A 17,162-nucleotide genomic window follows, 5' to 3' on the forward strand; every position below is an offset into this window, starting at 1 on the left:
AAACATGTCTGCAAGTCTGGCTACGGTCTCCTACCTCGGAGCAACCATCCTCTTCATCCTGTGTCTGGGCGGACTGTCCAATCAGGAAACCGCACGTCGCGGCAACTTCTACGGCATGCTGGGCATGACGATCGCCGTGCTGGCGACCGTGTTCGGCCCGCGCGTGGCGACCATGGGGCTGCCCTGGATCATCGCCGCGATGGTCGCAGGTGGCGCGATCGGCTTCTATCTCGCGCGCGTCGTGAAAATGACGCAGATGCCCGAACTGGTCGCCTTCATGCACAGCCTGGTCGGCCTGGCAGCCTGCCTGGTCGGATTCGCGAGCTATATCGACACCTCCATCGCGTTCACCGGTGCCGAGAAGGCGATCCATGAAATCGAGATCTATGTCGGCATCCTGATCGGCGCAGTGACCTTTTCCGGTTCCGTCATCGCATTCGGCAAGCTCTCCGGCCGGATCGGCGGCAAGCCGATGCTGCTGCCGGGCCGGCACTTCATCAACCTGATCGGCCTGCTTGTCGTGATCTGGTTCGGCTACGCGTTCCTGCAGGCCGAGACGGTATCGGCCGGCATGACGCCGCTGATCGTGATGACGGTGATCGCACTGCTCTTCGGTATCCACATGGTGATGGCCATCGGCGGTGCCGACATGCCGGTCGTGGTGTCGATGCTCAACAGCTATTCCGGCTGGGCGGCTGCAGCCACCGGTTTCATGCTCAGCAATGACCTGCTGATCGTGACCGGCGCGCTGGTGGGTTCTTCGGGCGCGATCCTGTCCTACATCATGTGCAACGCGATGAATCGCAACTTCATCAGCGTGATTGCCGGGGGGTTCGGTTCGGATGGTGGCGCGCCGAAGGCTGCCAGTGGTCAGATCGAACCAGCGGGCGAAGTCACGCCGGTCTCCGCCACCGAGACGGCCGAACTGCTGCGTGACGCCAAGAGCGTGATCATCGTTCCGGGCTACGGCATGGCCGTGGCGCAGGCCCAGCATACGGTGTTCGAGATCACGTCCTTCCTGCGCGGGAAAGGCGTGAATGTGCGCTTCGCCATCCACCCGGTGGCGGGCCGCATGCCGGGGCACATGAACGTGCTCCTGGCCGAAGCCAAGGTGCCGTATGACATCGTGATGGAAATGGACGAGATCAACGAAGACTTCCCCGAGACCGATGTGGTCATGGTGATCGGTGCGAATGACATCGTGAATCCGGCGGCACAGGAAGATCCCGGCAGCCCGATCGCCGGCATGCCGGTGCTGGAAGTCTGGAAGGCCCGGACCTCCATCGTCATGAAGCGCTCGATGGCTTCCGGCTACGCCGGCGTCGACAACCCGCTCTTCTACAAGGACAACAACCGGATGCTCTTCGGTGACGCCAAGAAGATGCTGGACGAGGTGCTGGGCTCGCTTAAGGGCTGAGTGGCTGCAGGCAAGCTCGCGCAAAGCCGGCCTTGAGCCGGCTTTGTGTTTTCAGCCCGGCCCTGTCGCCGGGCCGCCAGAGGCTGTCGCCATTTGCCGGGCCGCGTTTGCGCGCTGGCTGCGCTGAGGCTTTGGCGCCGACCGCAGGAGCGGTATAGTTCCGGGCTGTTGAAACCCGCTTGTCCTGCCTGAACATGACTCTCAGAATCGCTGTCGCCCAGATCAACTGCACCGTGGGTGACCTTGCCGGCAATGCGGCACTGATCCGCGAGGCCGCTGCCGCTGCGCGCGGGCAGGGGGCTTCGCTGCTCCTCACCCCCGAGCTTTCGCTGTGTGGCTACCCGCCCGAAGACCTGTTGCTGCGGCCGGATTTCCACGCGGCTTGCGAACAGGAACTGGATGCGCTGGCGGAGGCCAGTTGCGGCATCGATATCTTGGTCGGCCATCCGCTGCTCGAAAGCGGTGAAGCCTTCAACGCGGCCACCTTGCTGCGCGATGGCAAGCGACTGGCGACCTATCGCAAGATGAGTCTGCCCAACTACGAAGTCTTTGACGAAGTGCGCTACTTCACGCCGGGTGAGGGTGCCTGCGTGGTGGACGTCTCCGGCGTGAAGGTCGGCATCAACATCTGCGAGGACGTCTGGGAGGCCGGCGCGGCCGAGGCTGCCCGTGCTGCCGGGGCGGAAGTGCTGCTGGTGCTCAATGCTTCGCCTTTCCACATGGACAAGCAGAGCCGGCGCATCGAAGTGATGCGTGCGCGGGTACAGAGTGCCGGCATCGCCGCGCTGTATTGCAACATGGTCGGCGGGCAGGACGAACTGGTGTTCGACGGCGCTTCCTTTGCGCTGGATGCGGATGGTGGCCTGAGTTATCAGGCGCCGGCCTTCGAGTCGCGCCTTGATCTGGTCGGCTATGAAAATGGCCGTTTCACCAGCACGGTGAACGTGCCGCGCGCGAGCATCGAGGCCGAGGTCTATGAAGCGCTCAAGACCGGTGTGCGCGACTATGTGGGCAAGAACCGTTTTCCGGGCGTGATCATCGGTCTGTCCGGCGGCGTGGATTCGGCGCTGACGCTGGCGATTGCCGCCGATGCGCTGGGGGCGGACAAGGTGCGCGCGGTGATGATGCCCTCTCCCTACACCGCCCAGATGAGTCTGGACGATTCCCGCGAGATGATCCGCCTGCTGGGCGTGCGCTATGACGAGCTTGCGATCGAACCGGCGATGAAGACCTTCGAGGCCATGCTGACACCGCTCTTCGAGGGCAAGGGTGCGGATACCACCGAAGAAAACCTGCAGGCGCGCATCCGCGGCATGAGCCTGATGGCGCTCTCCAACAAGTTCGGCAGCATCGTGCTGACCACCGGCAACAAGAGCGAGATGGCGGTGGGCTACGCCACGCTGTATGGCGACATGGCCGGCGGTTTTGCGGTGATCAAGGACATCCTGAAAACCTTCGTCTATCGCCTCTGCGCGTATCGCAACAGCCTCGGCCGGGTGATACCGGAGAACATCCTGACCCGCGCGCCTTCGGCCGAACTGAAGCCCGATCAGAAAGACCAGGATTCGCTGCCTCCCTATGAGGTGCTGGACGCGATCATCGAGGCCTACATGGAGCGCAACGAGTCGCCCGCTGCCATCGTTGCTGCAGGTTATCCCGAGCAGGATGTGCGTCGCGTGATCGGCATGCTGCGCCGTAACGAATACAAGCGGCGTCAGTCGCCGGTCGGCATCCGGGTCACGCAGCGGGGTTTCGGTCGCGACTGGCGCAACCCGATCACCAACCGCTACACCGACCGTTTCTGAGATTCAGTGCCCGGGTGGGAAACCCGCGCAATTGTCATGTCGGTCAGTTGGACAAAAGTCGCCGTTCGCCCTGAGCTTGTCGAAGGGTAAAACGGCGATTTTCGCTTGGGCCTCTGTTGTTCATGCTTCGACAAGCTCACCACGAACGGCTTGGCTGACGGGCATGACGCGCCAGCAGGCTTTCTCGCGTCGGGCGTAGCAGGCGTTCAGCGCCTCTTGCCGCCCAGCGCGAGGCTGACCAGCCAGGTCAGCAGGCTGTAGAGCAGCGCGCCCCAGAGCGCGGACCAGAAGTCCGTGACATGAAAGCCGCCGACGAACCGGGACGCCGCCCAGAACAGCAGGGCATTGATCACCAGGATGAAGAGGCCGAGCGTCAGCGCGGTGATCGGCAGCGTGAGCAGGATCAGCACCGGGCGGAGCAGGGCGTTGAAGAGTGCGATCAGCAGCGCGGCAAACAGCGCGCTGGTGAAACTGGTGACGCTGATGCCGCCGACAAGGCCGGGCAGGATCATCAGCGCTGCCGCATTCAGCGCCCATCTGAGTAATGTCATCATCATGCCGGGGCTCCCGATCGCGCAGCGCGTCGCTGGCAGACGGCCAGTTCAGCTGCCGTGGCGGGCGGTTCGGCGAGCCAGTCCGTCATGTGGCTGGACGCGATTTTCCGCAGCGCGTGGATGAAATCCGGGCGTTCGTTCAGGCAGTCGATATAGCCGAACTCACGTCCGCCGGCCTGGAGGAAGGCGGCCTTGCATTCCATGCCGATCTCCTCGATCGTCTCCAGACAGTCGGATACGAAACCGGGGCAGATGACATCGACCTTCTGCACGCCTTCCCTGGCCATCTTCTGCAGGCTGGGCTCGGTGTAGGGCTGAAGCCATTCGGCTCGCCCGAAGCGCGACTGGAAGGTCACCAGGTATTGCTCCTGGGTGAGCGAGAGGTACTCGGCCAGCAGGCGTGCGGTTTTCTGGCATTCGCAGAAGTACGGGTCCCCGCGATCGAGCGAAAAGCGGGGGGTGCCATGAAAGCTCATGACCAGCCTGTCGGGGATGCCGTGCTGGTGCCAGTGCTCCACCACACGCTCGCCCAGCGCGCGGATGTAGTCCGGATGATCGTGGAAGCTCCTCACGAAGCGCAGTTCGGGCAGGTTGCGGATCTTCAGCACCGCGCGCGCCACCGCATCGAAGCTGCTGGCACTGGTGCTGGCGGCATATTGCGGATAGAGCGGCAGCACCAGGATGCGGTCACAGCGTTTTTCCTTCAGGCGCATCAGCGCGCCTTCCACATCCGGCTGACCATAACGCATGGCGTATTCAACCTGCAGCGCGGGATGTCCGGCTTCGGTGAAATAGCCTGCCAGCAGCTTGGCCTGGCGCTCGGTGTGCAGGCGCAGCGGCGAGCCTTCCTTGCTCCAGACCTTGGCGTATTTTTCGGCGGACTTCTTCGGACGCGTTGTCAGCACGAAAAGGTTCAGGATCAGCCACCAGAGCGCCCGGGGAATCTCGACCACACGCGGGTCGGACAGGAACTGGCGCAGGTAGGGGCGTACGGCCTGGGCGGTGGGAGCGGCCGGGGTGCCCAGATTGATCAGCAGCACACCGATGCGGGCGGGCTGGCCGTGTTCGTGACGGGGTTCGGGAAGGTATCGGGGCATGGCGTGCGAAGTCTCGGTTCCTGTGGTCGACCCTGGCCGGCGGAGAGGGTTCGGTGCGTCAGTGATTCAGCAGTGTTTTACCAGCAAGCCGGCCAGCGCGTGCGGCGCTGGCCGCTATGGAGGGAATAGCTCAGGCCTGACCCGAGAGCGCGTTCGAGAGCAGGCGGGCGGTGATGTCGACGATCGGAATCACGCGTTCATAGGCCATGCGTTGCGGGCCGATGACCGCGATCGTGCCGACGACCTGACCGTCGACTTCGTAGGGCGCGGTGACGACGCTGCATTCGTCGAGCGGGCTGATGCCGGATTCGCCACCGATGAAAAGCTGCACGCCTTCTGCGCGATTCGAGATATCGAGCAACTGAACAAGGCCCGACTTCTGTTCGAACATGCGGAAGAGTTCGCGCAGCCGGCTCATGTTCGAGGAAATGTCGTCCACCTCCAGCAGCTTGCGCTCACCCGAAATCAGGTAGCTGCTGCCCTGATCCTCCATGGCGTCCTGGCCGGCGGAAATCGCGGCGGACATCAGCTCGGTCATGTTCTGCTGGAGCTGGACCAGCTCGCTGCGAAGGTGATCGACCATCTCGCCGAACGCAAGTCCGGCACAGTGGTGGTTGAGGTAATTGGCCGCAGTGACCAGCTCGGAGGAGGAGTAGGGGCGCTGCGTGAAGAGGATGCGGTTCTGCACATCGCCGCCCATGGTCACGATGATCAGCAGCACGCGGGTGTCCGACAGGCTCACGAACTCGATCTGGCGCACCTTGGCGGCTTCGCGCCGTGGCGCCGCCACGATGCCGGCGAAGCTGGTGAGCTCGGAGAGCAGGCTGGAGGCCGCGGACAGCACCCGGCGCGGCTCGTCCGGATGGATATGGGATTCCAGCTCGCGCACCTCGGTCTGCGCCAGCGGCTTCACGGTGAGCAGCGTGTCGACGAAGAGCCGGTAGCCGCGTGCAGTGGGGATGCGCCCGGCCGAGGTATGCGGGCTGGTGATGAGCCCCATCTCTTCCAGGTCGGACATCACGTTGCGGATGGTCGCTGGCGAGAGCTCCAGCCCTGATTGCTTCGACAGCACGCGCGAGCCCACGGGCTGACCCTCGGCGATATAGCGTTCGACGAGCGTCTTGAGCAGCAGCTGGGAGCGTTGATCGAGTTGCGACATGGGCAGATTGTAAGGGCTCCGTCGCGCGCGCGGGAGAGGGTTTCCGGCGAGGGGTGTCGCACTGTTGCATGGGCGGCTCACAGGCCGGTGATGCCTGTGGTTTAATCCCGCCCATGAGCGAGGAATTCCGAATTGTTGCCGTGATCGGCAAGTATCGCAGTACTGACGTCTCCGGTTCGGTGGCTGCGATGGCGGCTTTCCTGCGCGATCGGGGTATCGAGGTCTGGATCGAAGCCGGCACGGCCCAGCTGGGTGGCAACGAGGCCGGGCATCGCGTCGCCAGCATCGAGGAGATCGGCGAGTATGCCGATCTGGTGATCGTGCTGGGGGGCGATGGCAGCATGCTGACGGCCGCGCGGGCGCTGGGCATGCACCAGCTGCCGCTGGTGGGCGTGAATCAGGGCCGGCTGGGTTTTCTGACCGACGTGTCGCATGCCGAAATGTTCGATCGGGTGGGCGAGATCCTGGACGGCCGCTACCTGCGCGAGCGTCGTTCGCTGCTCGAAGTGGAGCTCTGGCGAGAAGGCCTGCATCTGCGCACTGCCATGGCCCTCAATGACATCGTGCTTTCCCGCGGCGAGATCGGCCGCATGATCGAATTCGAGCTCTCGGTGGATGGCGAATACATCTACACGCAGCGCTCCGACGGCATGATCATTGCCACGCCGACTGGCTCCACCGCCTACGCGCTCTCCGCCAATGGCCCCATCCTGCACCCGCGCCTGGCTGGCATCGTGCTCGTGCCGCTGTGTCCGCATGCGCTGACCTACCGGCCACTTGCCCTTGCGCAGGACAGCGTGGTCGAACTCAAGGTGCTCGGTGACCGGGCGCGCGACGCGGTGGTGCACTGTGATGGCCAGACCATCGTCGAAGTCGGGCGCGGCGATGTGCTGCGCATCCTGCGTTCGGACCACGGCGTGACCCTGCTGCACCCGGAGGGCTACAGCTATTTCAACGTTCTGCGCGAAAAACTGCACTGGAGCGCAGTGCCCGATCTTTCCTGATGAACTGTATGTCTATACAGTTCAGGCCGCATCCTTTCCATTCCCTGACTTGAGTTGAAGCCATGTTGCGTCGTCTGCTGATCCAGGATTTCGTGCTGGTCGATCGCCTTGAACTCGATTTCCGTACCGGATTCGGCGCGCTGACCGGCGAGACCGGTGCCGGCAAATCCATCCTGCTCGATGCGCTCTCTCTGCTGCTGGGCGAACGGGCCGATGGCGGCATGGTGCGCGCAGGACGCGAGCGGGCCGATCTGGCGGCCGAATTCGAGCCGGAGGCCGGCGCGCCGGTTTTTGCGTGGCTGCGTGAACAGGATTTCAACATCGAGGACGGCCTCGTCCTCCTCCGGCGTGTGGTCGATGCGGGCGGCCGCTCGCGGGCCTATATCTGCGGCATGCCGGCGACGGCGACCCAGCTGCGCGAGCTGGGCGACTTCCTCGCCGACATTCACGGCCAGCATGCGCATCAGGCCCTGTTGCGGGCGGATGCACAGCGCCTGCTGCTCGACGGCCATGCCGGCCTGCTGCCGGCAGCGCGTGAGGTGGCTGCGGCCTGGCGTGACTGGCAGGCCGCCCGTCGTGCGCGTGAGGAAGCCGAGAAGGGCATGGAAGCGCTTCAGCAGGAGCGCGAGATGCTGGCGCATCAGGTCGGCGAACTCGAGAAGCTCGCCTTCGAGCCAGCCGCCTGGGAAGAAACCAATGCCGAGCAGGGGCGACTCGCCAATGCCAGCAATCTGATCGAGGGCGCCGGTGCTGCGCTGGATGCCATCAGCGACGGCGAAGTGCCGCTCGCTGGCGAGGTCGAGCGCATTGCCGCGCGCCTGGGCGAGTTGAGCGGGTTCGATGCCGCGCTGGGCGAGATTGCCGAGCTGGTGTCGGAAGCCGCGATTCGTTTGGATGAAGCCGGTCACGCCCTGCGCCGCTATGCTGATCGCGTGGATCTTGATCCGGCCCGACTGGCCGAGGTTGATGCGCGCATCGACGCGGTGGTGAGCACGGCGCGCAGGTATCGGGTGCCGCCCGAAGGCCTGCCCGCGCTGCTGGAAACGAGCGCTGCGCGTCTGGCGAGCCTTGCCGAGCTGGCGGATCCGGCGGCCCTGCTGGCCCGTGAGTCGGCTGCCCGCGAGGCTTTCATGAACCGGGCCGGCCAGCTCTCGGCCGCGCGCCGCGAATCGGCCGTCCGGCTGGCTGCCGGGGTCACCGAAGCGATGCAGGAGCTCGCGATGGCCGGTGGCCGTTTCGAGATCGCGCTGCAGCCCGAGCCGGAAGGTTCGGCCAACGGGCTGGAGCGCATCGAGTTCCTGGTGGCCGCCAACCCGGCCCAGCCGCTGCGACCGCTCGGCAAGGTGGCCTCGGGCGGCGAGCTCTCGCGCATCGGGCTGGCGATCCAGGTCATCACCTCCGAATCGCAGTCGGTGCCGACCCTGATTTTCGATGAGGTCGACAGCGGCATCGGCGGCCGTGTGGCAGAGATCGTCGGCCGCCGTCTGCGCGAACTGGGCCAGGGGCGCCAGGTGCTGTGCGTGACCCACTTGCCGCAGGTCGCTGCGCAGGCTGACTGGCAGTGGCGGGTGGCGAAGGACAGCAGCTCCGGCGAAACCCGCTCCGAGCTCATCGAGCTGGACGAAGCCGGTCGCATCGAGGAAATCGCCCGCATGCTGGGCGGCGTCAACATCACCGAGACGACGCGCAGCCACGCCGCCGAACTGCTCGGTCTGGCCTGAGCCGGAAAAAACGCCAGCGCGGCAATCCGGATCAAGTGCGAGCGGGGCGCATGGCGCCATACTCGGAGGCTGTTTCAATCCCCTGTAGCTTCCCGACATGAACACCTCCCTCGCACATCAGCAACTGATCGAACTCTGGCCCGACCAGCCTCCCGGCTCGGCTGGTCTTTCCCTCGTGCAGACCGTCGAAGAGCGCAGCCCGGACGTTTCGCAATTTCGCGACCGTGCGGTCACCGGCATCGGCCAGCCGACGCTGACTGTCTGGAAGCCAGCGCAGCCCAATGGCACCAGCATCGTGCTGGCGCCCGGCGGCGGTTATGTGCGGGTGGTGCTCGACAAGGAAGGCATTGAAATCGCCGAATGGCTCAACACCCTGGGCGTCACCGTTTTCCTGCTGCTCTACCGCCTGCCGGGCGAAGGTCATGCGGAGCAGAGCAAGGTGCCGTTGCAGGATGCGCAGCGCGCGCTGCGCCTGGTGCGCGCCAATGCTGCAGCCTGGGGGCTCGCCGCGGACCGCGTGGGTGCGATGGGATGTTCGGCCGGCGGTCATGTGATCGGCTCGCTCGCGACCCTCTTCGAGCGTGAGGTGTATGCACCGGTGGATCTGGCGGATCGCGTGTCGGCGCGGCCGGACTTTGTTTCGCTCCTCTATCCGGTGATCACCATGGACCGCCGCTGGGCGCATCCGGGTTCGCGTCAGCGCCTGATGGGCTATGCCAGCGAGGTCGGGCACGACGCTGCACTCGAAGCCGCGTGGTCCTGCGAAAAGCAGGTGACAACCGAAGTGCCGCCCTGCTTTATCACCCACGCGGCAGACGATGCCTCGGTGCCGGTGGAGAACGCGCTCGACTTTCATCGTGCGCTGCTCGCCTGCAAGGTCAGCGCGGCACTGCATGTCTTTGAAAGTGGTGGTCACGGCCACGGTATCCGGCTGGCAAGAGGCAAGCCGGTGGAAGCCTGGACGGGCCTGTTCGAACGCTGGCTGCGCCAGCATGGCTGGATTGCCTGAGAGGAATCACATGAGTCTGGACGCTGATCTTGAGCGCATCACCCTGCAGGAAGAGCGCCTGCAGTTCGCCACATTCGACGCGGATACCGCCTGGCAGCTCGGCTGCCACCTGCGCGAGCAGGCGCTCGCGGCCGGCCATGCGATCGCGATCGAAGTCCGGCTGCATGGTTTTCCGCTGTTCTACAGCGCGCTGGGCGGCACCTCGCCAGACAACGCCGAATGGCTGCGCCGCAAGCGCAATGTGGTCGAGCGTTTCCACAAGAGCTCGTATGCCATCGGCTTGCTGATGGAAAAACGCGGCATGACGCTGAGCGAGCGCTACGGCATCCCGCTGGCAGACTTCGTGGCCGCTGGCGGCGGTTTCCCGCTGCGCGTGCGGGGCGTTGGCGTGGTCGGCTTCATCGGCGTCTCGGGCCTCGCTCAGCGCGATGATCACGCTTTCATTGTTGCCGCGCTGGCCGATTTTCTCGGTCTGTCGCGGGCCGAGCTTGCATTGCCTGAAGCCGACTGAGTCCGGCACGTGTATTGAAAAAGGGGGAGTTCAAATGTATCCAGCACGTCGAGCGTTGGCAGGCCTGAGTTGCGGGCTTGCAATTGTCATTCTTTCGGCTTGTTCCTCGAAGGGCGGCAGCGAGGGCCAGATTCTGACCGGTCTGGTGTCGGCTGAAATGCCGTTTGCCGGCGCCCGCGTGACGGTGCTGGATGCCACCGGGCAGACGCGCACTGCGCAGGCCGACGAGCGCGGTGTCTATCGCGTGGATACCAGCGGGCTGGTCGCTCCACTGCTGGTCTCCGCGATCGAAGCGGGCAGCAACACCAACTGCCGCTACAACGCCACGCTGCGCGCACGCTGCATGGCTTCGGTGCTGACGGAGCTCGAGCGGCACGACAACGTGGCGAACGTGAATCCGCTGACCGATCGCATCGTCTCCGACGTGGCGGTGAGCCTGGGTTTCCAGGGGCCGCAACAACTGGTGGAATCCGGCAAGGCGGCCGGGATCAGGGAAGAGGCTGTCGAGCTCGCGCGGCGTGAATCCCTGGCGGGGTTTTCCGCGGCACTGAAGGCCGCCGGCGTGAAGAACGTCAAGCGCTTTGATGCTGTCAGCATTTCCACGGCGGATGGCCTGCAGGGCCTGGGCGCGGTGCTGGAAGTCGTCAATCACAATCGCAACTACGACAACCCGAGCAGCGAGTCGGGCCATACCGTGCTCACCGACATCAGCTTCAGGCCCATCGTCGGCCTGGTCGGCAAGGGGCCTTACGAGCCGCTCGATTACCCGCGTGCGAAGGCTGAACTCGCGGCCATCCAGGGTGCGAAAGCGCGAGTGCTGGTGGTGGGGGATTCCACCGCCGCGACCTATGAACGCGAACGTCTGCCGCGCATGGGCTGGGGTCAGGTGTTCGAAGCGCGTTTTCGTGATGACGCCGGCGTGAAGGTGCTCAATGGCGCGCGCTCCGGCCGCAGTTCGAAGGATTTCTTCATGGGCGGCTGGTATCAGCAGATGGCCCGCTTCATGAAGCCGGGTGATCTGGTGCTGATCAATCACGGCCACAATGACCAGAACTGCGATGGCAGCAAGAAGGAGCGCGGGCCCGCCGATGTGGCCGGGCTCTGCACCTACCCGGATGACATTGCGGGCAAGCCGCAGTTTCCGGAGGGCAAACCCGAGATGAGTTTCCACAACTCGCTGCAGCGCTATGTGGACATGGCCCGCGCAGCCGGTGCCACGCCGGTGCTGCTGACGCCCACCACGCGGGTCTGGAATGCTTCACGCAAGGAAGGCTTCCCGGTGGTGCACCAGCATCTGACCCAGCAGAACGAAGCAGGCGGCTTTGCTTATACCGGTGACTATTCGCGCACCATCGGAAACACCGCGAAGGCGGCTGGCGTGCCGCTGATCGATCTCGAAGCGAAGACCATCGCCTTTGCCAACGCACATGTGGCGGATTGGAAGGACTACTGGCTCGCGATCGGCGACTTCAAGGCCTATCCGTATTACGCCACGCAGTCTTCCGGCACGCAGGCCAAGCCCGACACCACCCACTTCCAGCAGAAGGGCGCGGAAGCCGTCGCTGCCATGGTGGCGGACGGCATTCGCGAAACGCCGGCGCTGCGCGAGTGGGCCGAGCGCCTCAAGCCTTGAGGCCCGAGCAGGCTGAGGAAAACTACATCGGCAGGCCGACGTAGTTTTCCGCCATCGTGGCCTGGGCGGGCTCCGAGTGCAGCAGGTAGTCGAGCTCGGCTTCCTGCATCTTCTGGCCGAAGCCGGCGTTCTCTGGGAAGTTGTGCATCAGCGAGGTAAACCACCAGGAGAAACGCTCGGCTTTCCAGATCCGCGCCAGCGCGCGTTCGGAATAGCGCGCCAGACCTTCTTCGCTGTGCGTGTTGTACCAGGCGTCCAGCGCCTCCGCGAGATAGCTCACATCCGAGGCGGCGAGGTTGAGCCCCTTGGCGCCGGTCGGCGGCACGATGTGCGCTGCGTCACCGGCGAGGAACAGCCGGCCGAAACGCATCGGCTCGGTCACGAAGCTGCGCAGCGGCGCGATGCTCTTCTCGATCGAGGCGCCCGTCACGAGGGACTCGGCCGCTGCCGGATCGAGCCGGCGGCGCAGCTCGGCCCAGAACTCTTCGTCACTCCATTGCTCGACCTTGTTGTCGAGCGAGCACTGCAGGTAGTAGCGGCTGCGGGTGTGTGAGCGCATGCTGCAGAGCGCGAAACCGCGCGGGCTCTTCACATAGATGAGCTCGTCCGATACCGGCGGCACGTCGGCCAGCACGCCCAGCCAGCCGAAGGGATAGATCTTCTCGAAAGTGCGGTGGGCGCCGGCCGGCACACTGGCCCGGCACACGCCATGAAAGCCGTCGCAGCCGGCAATGAAATCGCAGGCCAGCGTGTGCTGAACGCCATCTTTGGTGAAGCGCACTTCCGGATGCGCGCTGCCGAAATCATGGATGCTGACGCCTTGCGCTTCATAGACCGTTGGCAGACCCTCGGTGGCGCGCGCTTCCATCAGGTCGCGGGTGATTTCAGTCTGGCCATACACGGTGACATGCTTGCCACCGGTCAGGCGGGCGAGGTCGATGCGGTGGCGCTGGCCGTCGATGCAGAGCTCGTAGCCGTCATGGAGCAGGCCTTCGCGATGCATGCGGGTCGCGACGCCTGCGCGTTCGAGTGCGTCAGCCGTGGTCTGCTCGATCACGCCGGCGCGGATGCGGCCCAGCACATACTCGCCGGTCTGCCGCTCGATGATGACGTTGTCAATGCCGGCGCGATGGAGCAACTGCCCCAGCAGCAGGCCCGAGGGGCCGGCGCCGATGATGGCCACGCGGGTGCTCTGCGGGATGTTCATGTCTTGTCTCCTCCGGCGTCTGACGCGCCTGTACGGAATGCACTGCGGATCAGTGCGGATCCTGGTCGATTTCGGTCAGGGTGGCGGCGTTGTAGCGCTCGCCGTGGATGTGGGCCGGCTGGAACAGGCGGTCCAGCTCGCGAAGCTGGGCCTCGCTCAGCACGACGCTGGCGGCCCCCATGTTTTCCTCCAGATGGCTGATCCGGGTGGTGCCCGGAATCACGCTGATGATCGGGTCGCGCAAGAGCCAGGCGAGTGCCAGCTGCGGCAGGCTGCAAGCGGCCTCCTGCGCGATGCGGCGGGCGGCTTGCGCGAGCGGCAGGTTGGCTTCCAGGTTGGCGGCGTCGAAGCGCGGCATCGACAGGCGCAGGTCACCGGGCGTGAGGCTGGCGGTGTCACTCAGGCCACCCAGGAAACCGCGCGCGAGAGGGCTGAAGGCGACGAAGGCCACACCCAGTTCGCGGCAGGTCTCGAGTACGCCGCGCTCGGGGTCGCGGCTCCAGAGCGAATATTCCGACTGCATGGCCGCAACCGGGTGCACGGCGTGCGCCCGGCGCAGCGTGGCGGAGGACACTTCCGACAGCCCGATGGCGCCGATCTTGCCGGCCTGCACCAGGTCCGCCAGCGCGCCCACGCTTTCTTCGATGGGCACGGATTTGTCCCAGCGATGCAGGTAGTACAGATCGATGTGATCCGTTTTCAGGCGGCGCAGCGATTCATCACAGGTCGCGCGGATCGTGGCCGCCCGGCCATCGATGACACGTCGGCCATCAATGCCGGTCATGCCGCACTTGCTGGCGAGGAAGAAGCGCCTGCGGTGTGGCGCCAGCACGCGGCCAAGCAGTTCCTCATTGGCACCGAAGCCATACAGGGCGGCGGTGTCGAAGAAATCCACGCCCAGATCGAGCGCACGCAGCAGCAGGGCAGAGGCCTCTTCCGGCGCAGTGGCCGGGCCATAGCCGTGGGAGAGGTTCATGCATCCCAGGCCGAGGCCGTTGAGGCGTTTTCCGTTGATGCTGCGTGCGAGGCTCATGGGAACATCCTTATGAAGAAGAGCGAGATCGAGGGAAAGATCACCAGGATCGCGGTGCGGATGAGGTCACTCGTGATGAAGGGCCACACGCCGGCATAGGTGCTGCGCATCGGCACATCCGGCGCCATGGCCTGGATCACGAAGAGATTCATCCCGACTGGCGGAGTGATCAGCCCGACTTCTACCACGATCAGCACCAGGATTCCGAACCAGATCGCGGCTTCTTCCGGCGGCAGACCGAAGTCCAGCCCGGCGAACATCGGAAAGAAGATCGGGATCGTCAGCAGGATCATCGACAGCGAATCCATCACGCAGCCCAGGATCAGGTAGAACACCAGGATCGCGATCAGCACGGTGTAGGGACCGAAGCCCTGGCCGCTGACCCAGCCTGCCAGCTCCTGCGGCAACTGCGAGAGCGCGAGGAAGCTGTTGTAGGCCGCCGCACCCAGCACGATCATGAACACCATCGCGGTGCCGCCGGCAGTGGCCTCGATTGCGCGCAGCAGGCCCTTGAAGTCCAGCCCGCAGCGCAGCCAGCCCAGCAGGCCGGTCGCTACCGCGCCCACGGCCGCACCCTCGGTGGGCGTGAAGATGCCGGTATAGATGCCGCCGATCACGATCACGAAGATCGTGGCGACCGGCCACACCGCGAGGAGTGCCTGCATGCGCTCGGGCCAGGGCATCGGCTCGCGGCTGCCCGCGAGCTCGGGCTTCCATCGCACCATGATCGCGATCACCACCATGTAGCCGGCGGCGGCGAGCAGGCCCGGTACGAAGGCGGCGGCGAAGAGCTTGGCGATGTTCTGTTCGGCGAGGATGGCGTAGATCACCAGCACCACCGAGGGCGGAATCAGGATGCCCAGCGTGCCGCCTGCGGCGAGCAGACCCGCGGAAAACCCGCCGTCATAACCCGCGCGCCGCAGTTCGGGCAGTGCGACCTGACCCATCGTTGCCGCGGTCGCCATCGAGGAGCCGCAGATCGAGCCGAAGCCCGCGCAGGCACCGATGGCCGCCATGCCGAGCCCGCCCTTGCGGTGACCCAGAAAGGCTTCGGCGGCGCGGAAGAGCGCCTGCGACATGCCACCCAGACCGGCGAACTGCCCCATGATCAGGAAGAGCGGCACGATGGACAGTGAGTTCGACGAGAACTGCCCGTAGGCGAGCGTCTTCATCTGATTGAGCAGCGGGTCGATGCTGCCGAAGGTGATCGCACTGCCCGCGAGCCCGACAGCCAGCATCGCGAGGCCGATGGGAATGCGCAGGAAGATCAGACCGAGCAGGAAGGGGAAGGACCAGGCAGCGAGCTGGAGCGGATCCATGTCAGTGTTCTCCGGTGGCGTTTTCGAAGCCGGCCGGCGTGCGTGCGAGGCCCAGGGTTTCCAGGAGGCGCAGCGCGTAGGCGATGCAGCCGAGGATGGCCGGCGGCATGCACACGGCATAGCCCCACCAGACCGGCATGCCGAGGATGAAGGTCGCCTCGCCGTTGGTCTTGTAGTCGAGCATGGCCACTCCCATGCGCCAGGTGAGAAGCACCCAGATCACCAGGGTGATCAGTTCGGTGAGGACGTTGATGAAGCGCTTCATCAGGGGCGGAAAGCTGCCCCAGAACATGTCCACCATCGCGTGGCCGCGCTTGAGATGGCACCAGGGCAGGAAGGCGAACACCGCCAGTGCGGTGCCGGCTTCCACCAGTTCGAAGTCGCCCGGCACCGGGGCCAGGCCAATGGATGTGCCGGCGCGGCCGGCGATGCTGATCACGCTCATGCCGGCCAGCGCGCACAGCACCAGGCCGCCGAGCCAGGCCGCGAGCCGGCTGGTGCCATACACGAGTCTCGTCGGCAGGGAGTCCCTGTCATTCATGCCTTCCTCCTTCGGTGGCGGGTTGCGGCCAGGTCTGGCCGTCATCCCGAATCCGTTTTTTCTTGTGTGATGAAGGAGCGGACGCCCCGGGGCGTCCGCTCCGGGCCTGCCTTACTTCGTCTTCGTGTACTGCTCGACCAGGCGCTCGGCTTCGGCGGCGAGCTTCTGGCCGTCGATACCCTTGTCGCCGACTTCCTTGTACCAGAGCGCGCGCACGCCGGCGGCCGAGCGCTTCCAGCGCTGGGTCTCGGCTTCATCAAGCGTCACGATGCGGTTGCCGGCCTTCTTTGCCAGATCCATGCCCTCGGCATCGGCGGCGATCATTGCCCGGCCGAAGGCGGCTGCCACGTCTGGCCCGCTGTTGCTGTCGACCACCTTCTTCAGGTCTGCCGGCAGCTTGTCGTAGCTGGCCTTGTTCATGATCAGCGCGAAGGTCTGGGTGTAGAGACCACGGTTGCCGGAGAAGCCGGTGTGGTTCTTCACGATCTGGTGCAGCTTCACGCTCGGCGCGACTTCCCAGGGTACGGTGGCGGCCGAGATCACGCCCTTGGAGAGCGATTCACCCACTGCGGGCACCGGCATGCCGACCGGTGTGGCGCCCAGCTGCTCCAGCATCATGTTGATGATGCGCGAGCCGCCTCGCACCTTCATGCCTTTGAGGTCTTCCAGCTTCGCGATCGGGTCACGGCTGTGGAAGAGGCCGGGGCCGTGGGTGTGCACGGTGATGAGATGCACATCCTTGAATTCGTCGATCGAGTTTTTCGTCACGTATTCGTAGAAGGCGCGCGAGGATTGCTCCGGCTCACCGCTCATGAAGGGCAGCTCGAAAACTTCGCTCTTCGGGAAGCGGCCCGGTGTGTAACCCAGCACGATCCAGGCGAAGTCGATGACACCGTCCTTGACCTGGTCGAGCAGCTCCGGCGGCTTGCCACCGAGGGTCATGTTGGCAAACAGCTGGATCCTGATCCGGCCGCCGGAGTCCTTCTCGATCTTCTGCGCCCAGGGCGCGATGGCCTTGGCCGGGATCGCCGCCTGCTGCGGCAGGAACTGCTGCAGGCGGAAGGTGAAGTCCGCGGCATGGGCCTGGGGCAGCAGCGCGGCGAGAAAGCCTGCCGCGAGGGTGCTCAGTACGGTTCTGCGAAGGGTGTTCAT

The 17,162-nt window shown here is 65.1% G+C and carries 15 protein-coding genes; 7 read left to right on the forward strand and 8 right to left on the reverse strand.

Annotated elements, in window-relative coordinates:
• Positions 1-4 precede the first annotated feature (4 nt).
• Together pntB and ABDB87_RS08930 are read left to right on the forward strand one after the other, a co-directional pair.
• Positions 5-1,417, forward strand: a complete 1,413-nt coding sequence (pntB, locus tag ABDB87_RS08925; RefSeq protein ID WP_345926115.1) for a Re/Si-specific NAD(P)(+) transhydrogenase subunit beta — start codon at positions 5-7, stop codon at positions 1,415-1,417.
• A 194-nt stretch (positions 1,418-1,611) separates the two neighbouring features.
• A complete protein-coding gene (locus tag ABDB87_RS08930) occupies positions 1,612-3,222 on the forward strand; it encodes an NAD+ synthase (protein ID WP_345926117.1) in 1,611 nt (536 codons plus the stop codon).
• 206 nt (positions 3,223-3,428) lie between these two features.
• Here ABDB87_RS08930 and ABDB87_RS08935 read toward each other — a convergent pair whose 3' ends face one another.
• The 3 genes from ABDB87_RS08935 to hrcA all read right to left on the reverse strand — a co-directional run bounded on the left by ABDB87_RS08935 (position 3,429) and on the right by hrcA (position 6,032).
• Complete coding sequence (locus ABDB87_RS08935) at positions 3,429-3,779, reverse strand: phage holin family protein (RefSeq protein WP_345926119.1); 351 nt, start codon at positions 3,777-3,779, stop codon at positions 3,429-3,431.
• Positions 3,776-4,873, reverse strand: coding sequence for a ferrochelatase (gene hemH / locus ABDB87_RS08940; RefSeq protein WP_345926121.1), 1,098 nt, complete (start codon positions 4,871-4,873; stop codon positions 3,776-3,778). Before hemH ends, ABDB87_RS08935 begins: the two co-directional genes overlap by 4 nt.
• Before the next feature lie 130 nt (positions 4,874-5,003).
• Positions 5,004-6,032, reverse strand: a complete 1,029-nt coding sequence (gene hrcA, locus ABDB87_RS08945; protein ID WP_345926123.1) for a heat-inducible transcriptional repressor HrcA — start codon at positions 6,030-6,032, stop codon at positions 5,004-5,006.
• A gap of 113 nt (positions 6,033-6,145) precedes the next feature.
• Here hrcA and ABDB87_RS08950 point away from each other — a divergent pair, with 113 nt between their 5' ends.
• The 5 genes from ABDB87_RS08950 to ABDB87_RS08970 all read left to right on the forward strand — a co-directional run bounded on the left by ABDB87_RS08950 (position 6,146) and on the right by ABDB87_RS08970 (position 11,910).
• Entirely contained in the window at positions 6,146-7,036 is an 891-nt protein-coding gene (locus ABDB87_RS08950; protein WP_345926125.1) for an NAD(+) kinase, read from the forward strand.
• 62 nt (positions 7,037-7,098) lie between these two features.
• Positions 7,099-8,757, forward strand: coding sequence for a DNA repair protein RecN (gene recN / locus ABDB87_RS08955; protein WP_345926127.1), 1,659 nt, complete (start codon positions 7,099-7,101; stop codon positions 8,755-8,757).
• Between the two features lie 97 nt (positions 8,758-8,854).
• Entirely contained in the window at positions 8,855-9,766 is a 912-nt protein-coding gene (locus tag ABDB87_RS08960; RefSeq protein ID WP_345926129.1) for an alpha/beta hydrolase, read from the forward strand.
• A gap of 10 nt (positions 9,767-9,776) precedes the next feature.
• On the forward strand, positions 9,777-10,277 hold the full coding sequence (locus ABDB87_RS08965; RefSeq protein ID WP_345926131.1) for a heme-degrading domain-containing protein: 501 nt from the start codon (positions 9,777-9,779) through the stop codon (positions 10,275-10,277).
• A 34-nt stretch (positions 10,278-10,311) separates the two neighbouring features.
• Positions 10,312-11,910: a GDSL-type esterase/lipase family protein gene (locus ABDB87_RS08970; protein ID WP_345926133.1), complete on the forward strand. Its 1,599-nt coding sequence runs from the start codon at positions 10,312-10,314 to the stop codon at positions 11,908-11,910.
• A gap of 22 nt (positions 11,911-11,932) precedes the next feature.
• Here the strand turns inward: ABDB87_RS08970 and pobA are convergent, their stop codons facing one another.
• The 5 genes from pobA to ABDB87_RS08995 form a co-directional block, all read right to left on the reverse strand.
• Complete coding sequence (pobA, locus tag ABDB87_RS08975; RefSeq protein WP_345926134.1) at positions 11,933-13,117, reverse strand: 4-hydroxybenzoate 3-monooxygenase; 1,185 nt, start codon at positions 13,115-13,117, stop codon at positions 11,933-11,935.
• 49 nt (positions 13,118-13,166) lie between these two features.
• Positions 13,167-14,150 carry an aldo/keto reductase gene (locus ABDB87_RS08980; protein WP_345926135.1) on the reverse strand — a complete coding sequence of 328 codons (984 nt, stop codon included), beginning with the start codon at positions 14,148-14,150 and terminating at the stop codon, positions 13,167-13,169.
• The gene (locus ABDB87_RS08985; protein ID WP_345926136.1) at positions 14,147-15,469 is read right to left on the reverse strand and encodes a TRAP transporter large permease; all 1,323 of its coding nucleotides are present in this window, start codon (positions 15,467-15,469) and stop codon (positions 14,147-14,149) included. Before ABDB87_RS08985 ends, ABDB87_RS08980 begins: the two co-directional genes overlap by 4 nt.
• Before the next feature lies 1 nt (position 15,470).
• On the reverse strand, positions 15,471-16,010 hold the full coding sequence (locus tag ABDB87_RS08990; protein WP_345926138.1) for a TRAP transporter small permease: 540 nt from the start codon (positions 16,008-16,010) through the stop codon (positions 15,471-15,473).
• 111 nt (positions 16,011-16,121) lie between these two features.
• Positions 16,122-17,162 carry a TRAP transporter substrate-binding protein gene (locus tag ABDB87_RS08995; RefSeq protein WP_345926140.1) on the reverse strand — a complete coding sequence of 347 codons (1,041 nt, stop codon included), beginning with the start codon at positions 17,160-17,162 and terminating at the stop codon, positions 16,122-16,124.

The sequence above is a fragment of the Uliginosibacterium paludis genome (genome assembly GCF_039631355.1).
Classification (GTDB): Bacteria; Pseudomonadota; Gammaproteobacteria; order Burkholderiales; family Rhodocyclaceae; genus Uliginosibacterium; species Uliginosibacterium paludis.

Excerpts from the sequence above, each read along its gene's own strand:
- pntB (WP_345926115.1), top strand. The coding sequence starts at position 5 with ATGTCTGCAAGTCTGGCTACGGTCTCCTACCTCGGAGCAACCATCCTC.
- ABDB87_RS08930 (WP_345926117.1), top strand. The coding sequence starts at position 1,612 with ATGACTCTCAGAATCGCTGTCGCCCAGATCAACTGCACCGTGGGTGAC.
- ABDB87_RS08935 (WP_345926119.1), bottom strand. The coding sequence starts at position 3,779 with ATGATGATGACATTACTCAGATGGGCGCTGAATGCGGCAGCGCTGATG.
- hemH (WP_345926121.1), bottom strand. The coding sequence starts at position 4,873 with ATGCCCCGATACCTTCCCGAACCCCGTCACGAACACGGCCAGCCCGCC.
- hrcA (WP_345926123.1), bottom strand. The coding sequence starts at position 6,032 with ATGTCGCAACTCGATCAACGCTCCCAGCTGCTGCTCAAGACGCTCGTC.
- ABDB87_RS08950 (WP_345926125.1), top strand. The coding sequence starts at position 6,146 with ATGAGCGAGGAATTCCGAATTGTTGCCGTGATCGGCAAGTATCGCAGT.
- recN (WP_345926127.1), top strand. The coding sequence starts at position 7,099 with ATGTTGCGTCGTCTGCTGATCCAGGATTTCGTGCTGGTCGATCGCCTT.
- ABDB87_RS08960 (WP_345926129.1), top strand. The coding sequence starts at position 8,855 with ATGAACACCTCCCTCGCACATCAGCAACTGATCGAACTCTGGCCCGAC.
- ABDB87_RS08965 (WP_345926131.1), top strand. The coding sequence starts at position 9,777 with ATGAGTCTGGACGCTGATCTTGAGCGCATCACCCTGCAGGAAGAGCGC.
- ABDB87_RS08970 (WP_345926133.1), top strand. The coding sequence starts at position 10,312 with ATGTATCCAGCACGTCGAGCGTTGGCAGGCCTGAGTTGCGGGCTTGCA.
- pobA (WP_345926134.1), bottom strand. The coding sequence starts at position 13,117 with ATGAACATCCCGCAGAGCACCCGCGTGGCCATCATCGGCGCCGGCCCC.
- ABDB87_RS08980 (WP_345926135.1), bottom strand. The coding sequence starts at position 14,150 with ATGAGCCTCGCACGCAGCATCAACGGAAAACGCCTCAACGGCCTCGGC.
- ABDB87_RS08985 (WP_345926136.1), bottom strand. The coding sequence starts at position 15,469 with ATGGATCCGCTCCAGCTCGCTGCCTGGTCCTTCCCCTTCCTGCTCGGT.
- ABDB87_RS08990 (WP_345926138.1), bottom strand. The coding sequence starts at position 16,010 with ATGAATGACAGGGACTCCCTGCCGACGAGACTCGTGTATGGCACCAGC.
- ABDB87_RS08995 (WP_345926140.1), bottom strand. The coding sequence starts at position 17,162 with ATGAACACCCTTCGCAGAACCGTACTGAGCACCCTCGCGGCAGGCTTT.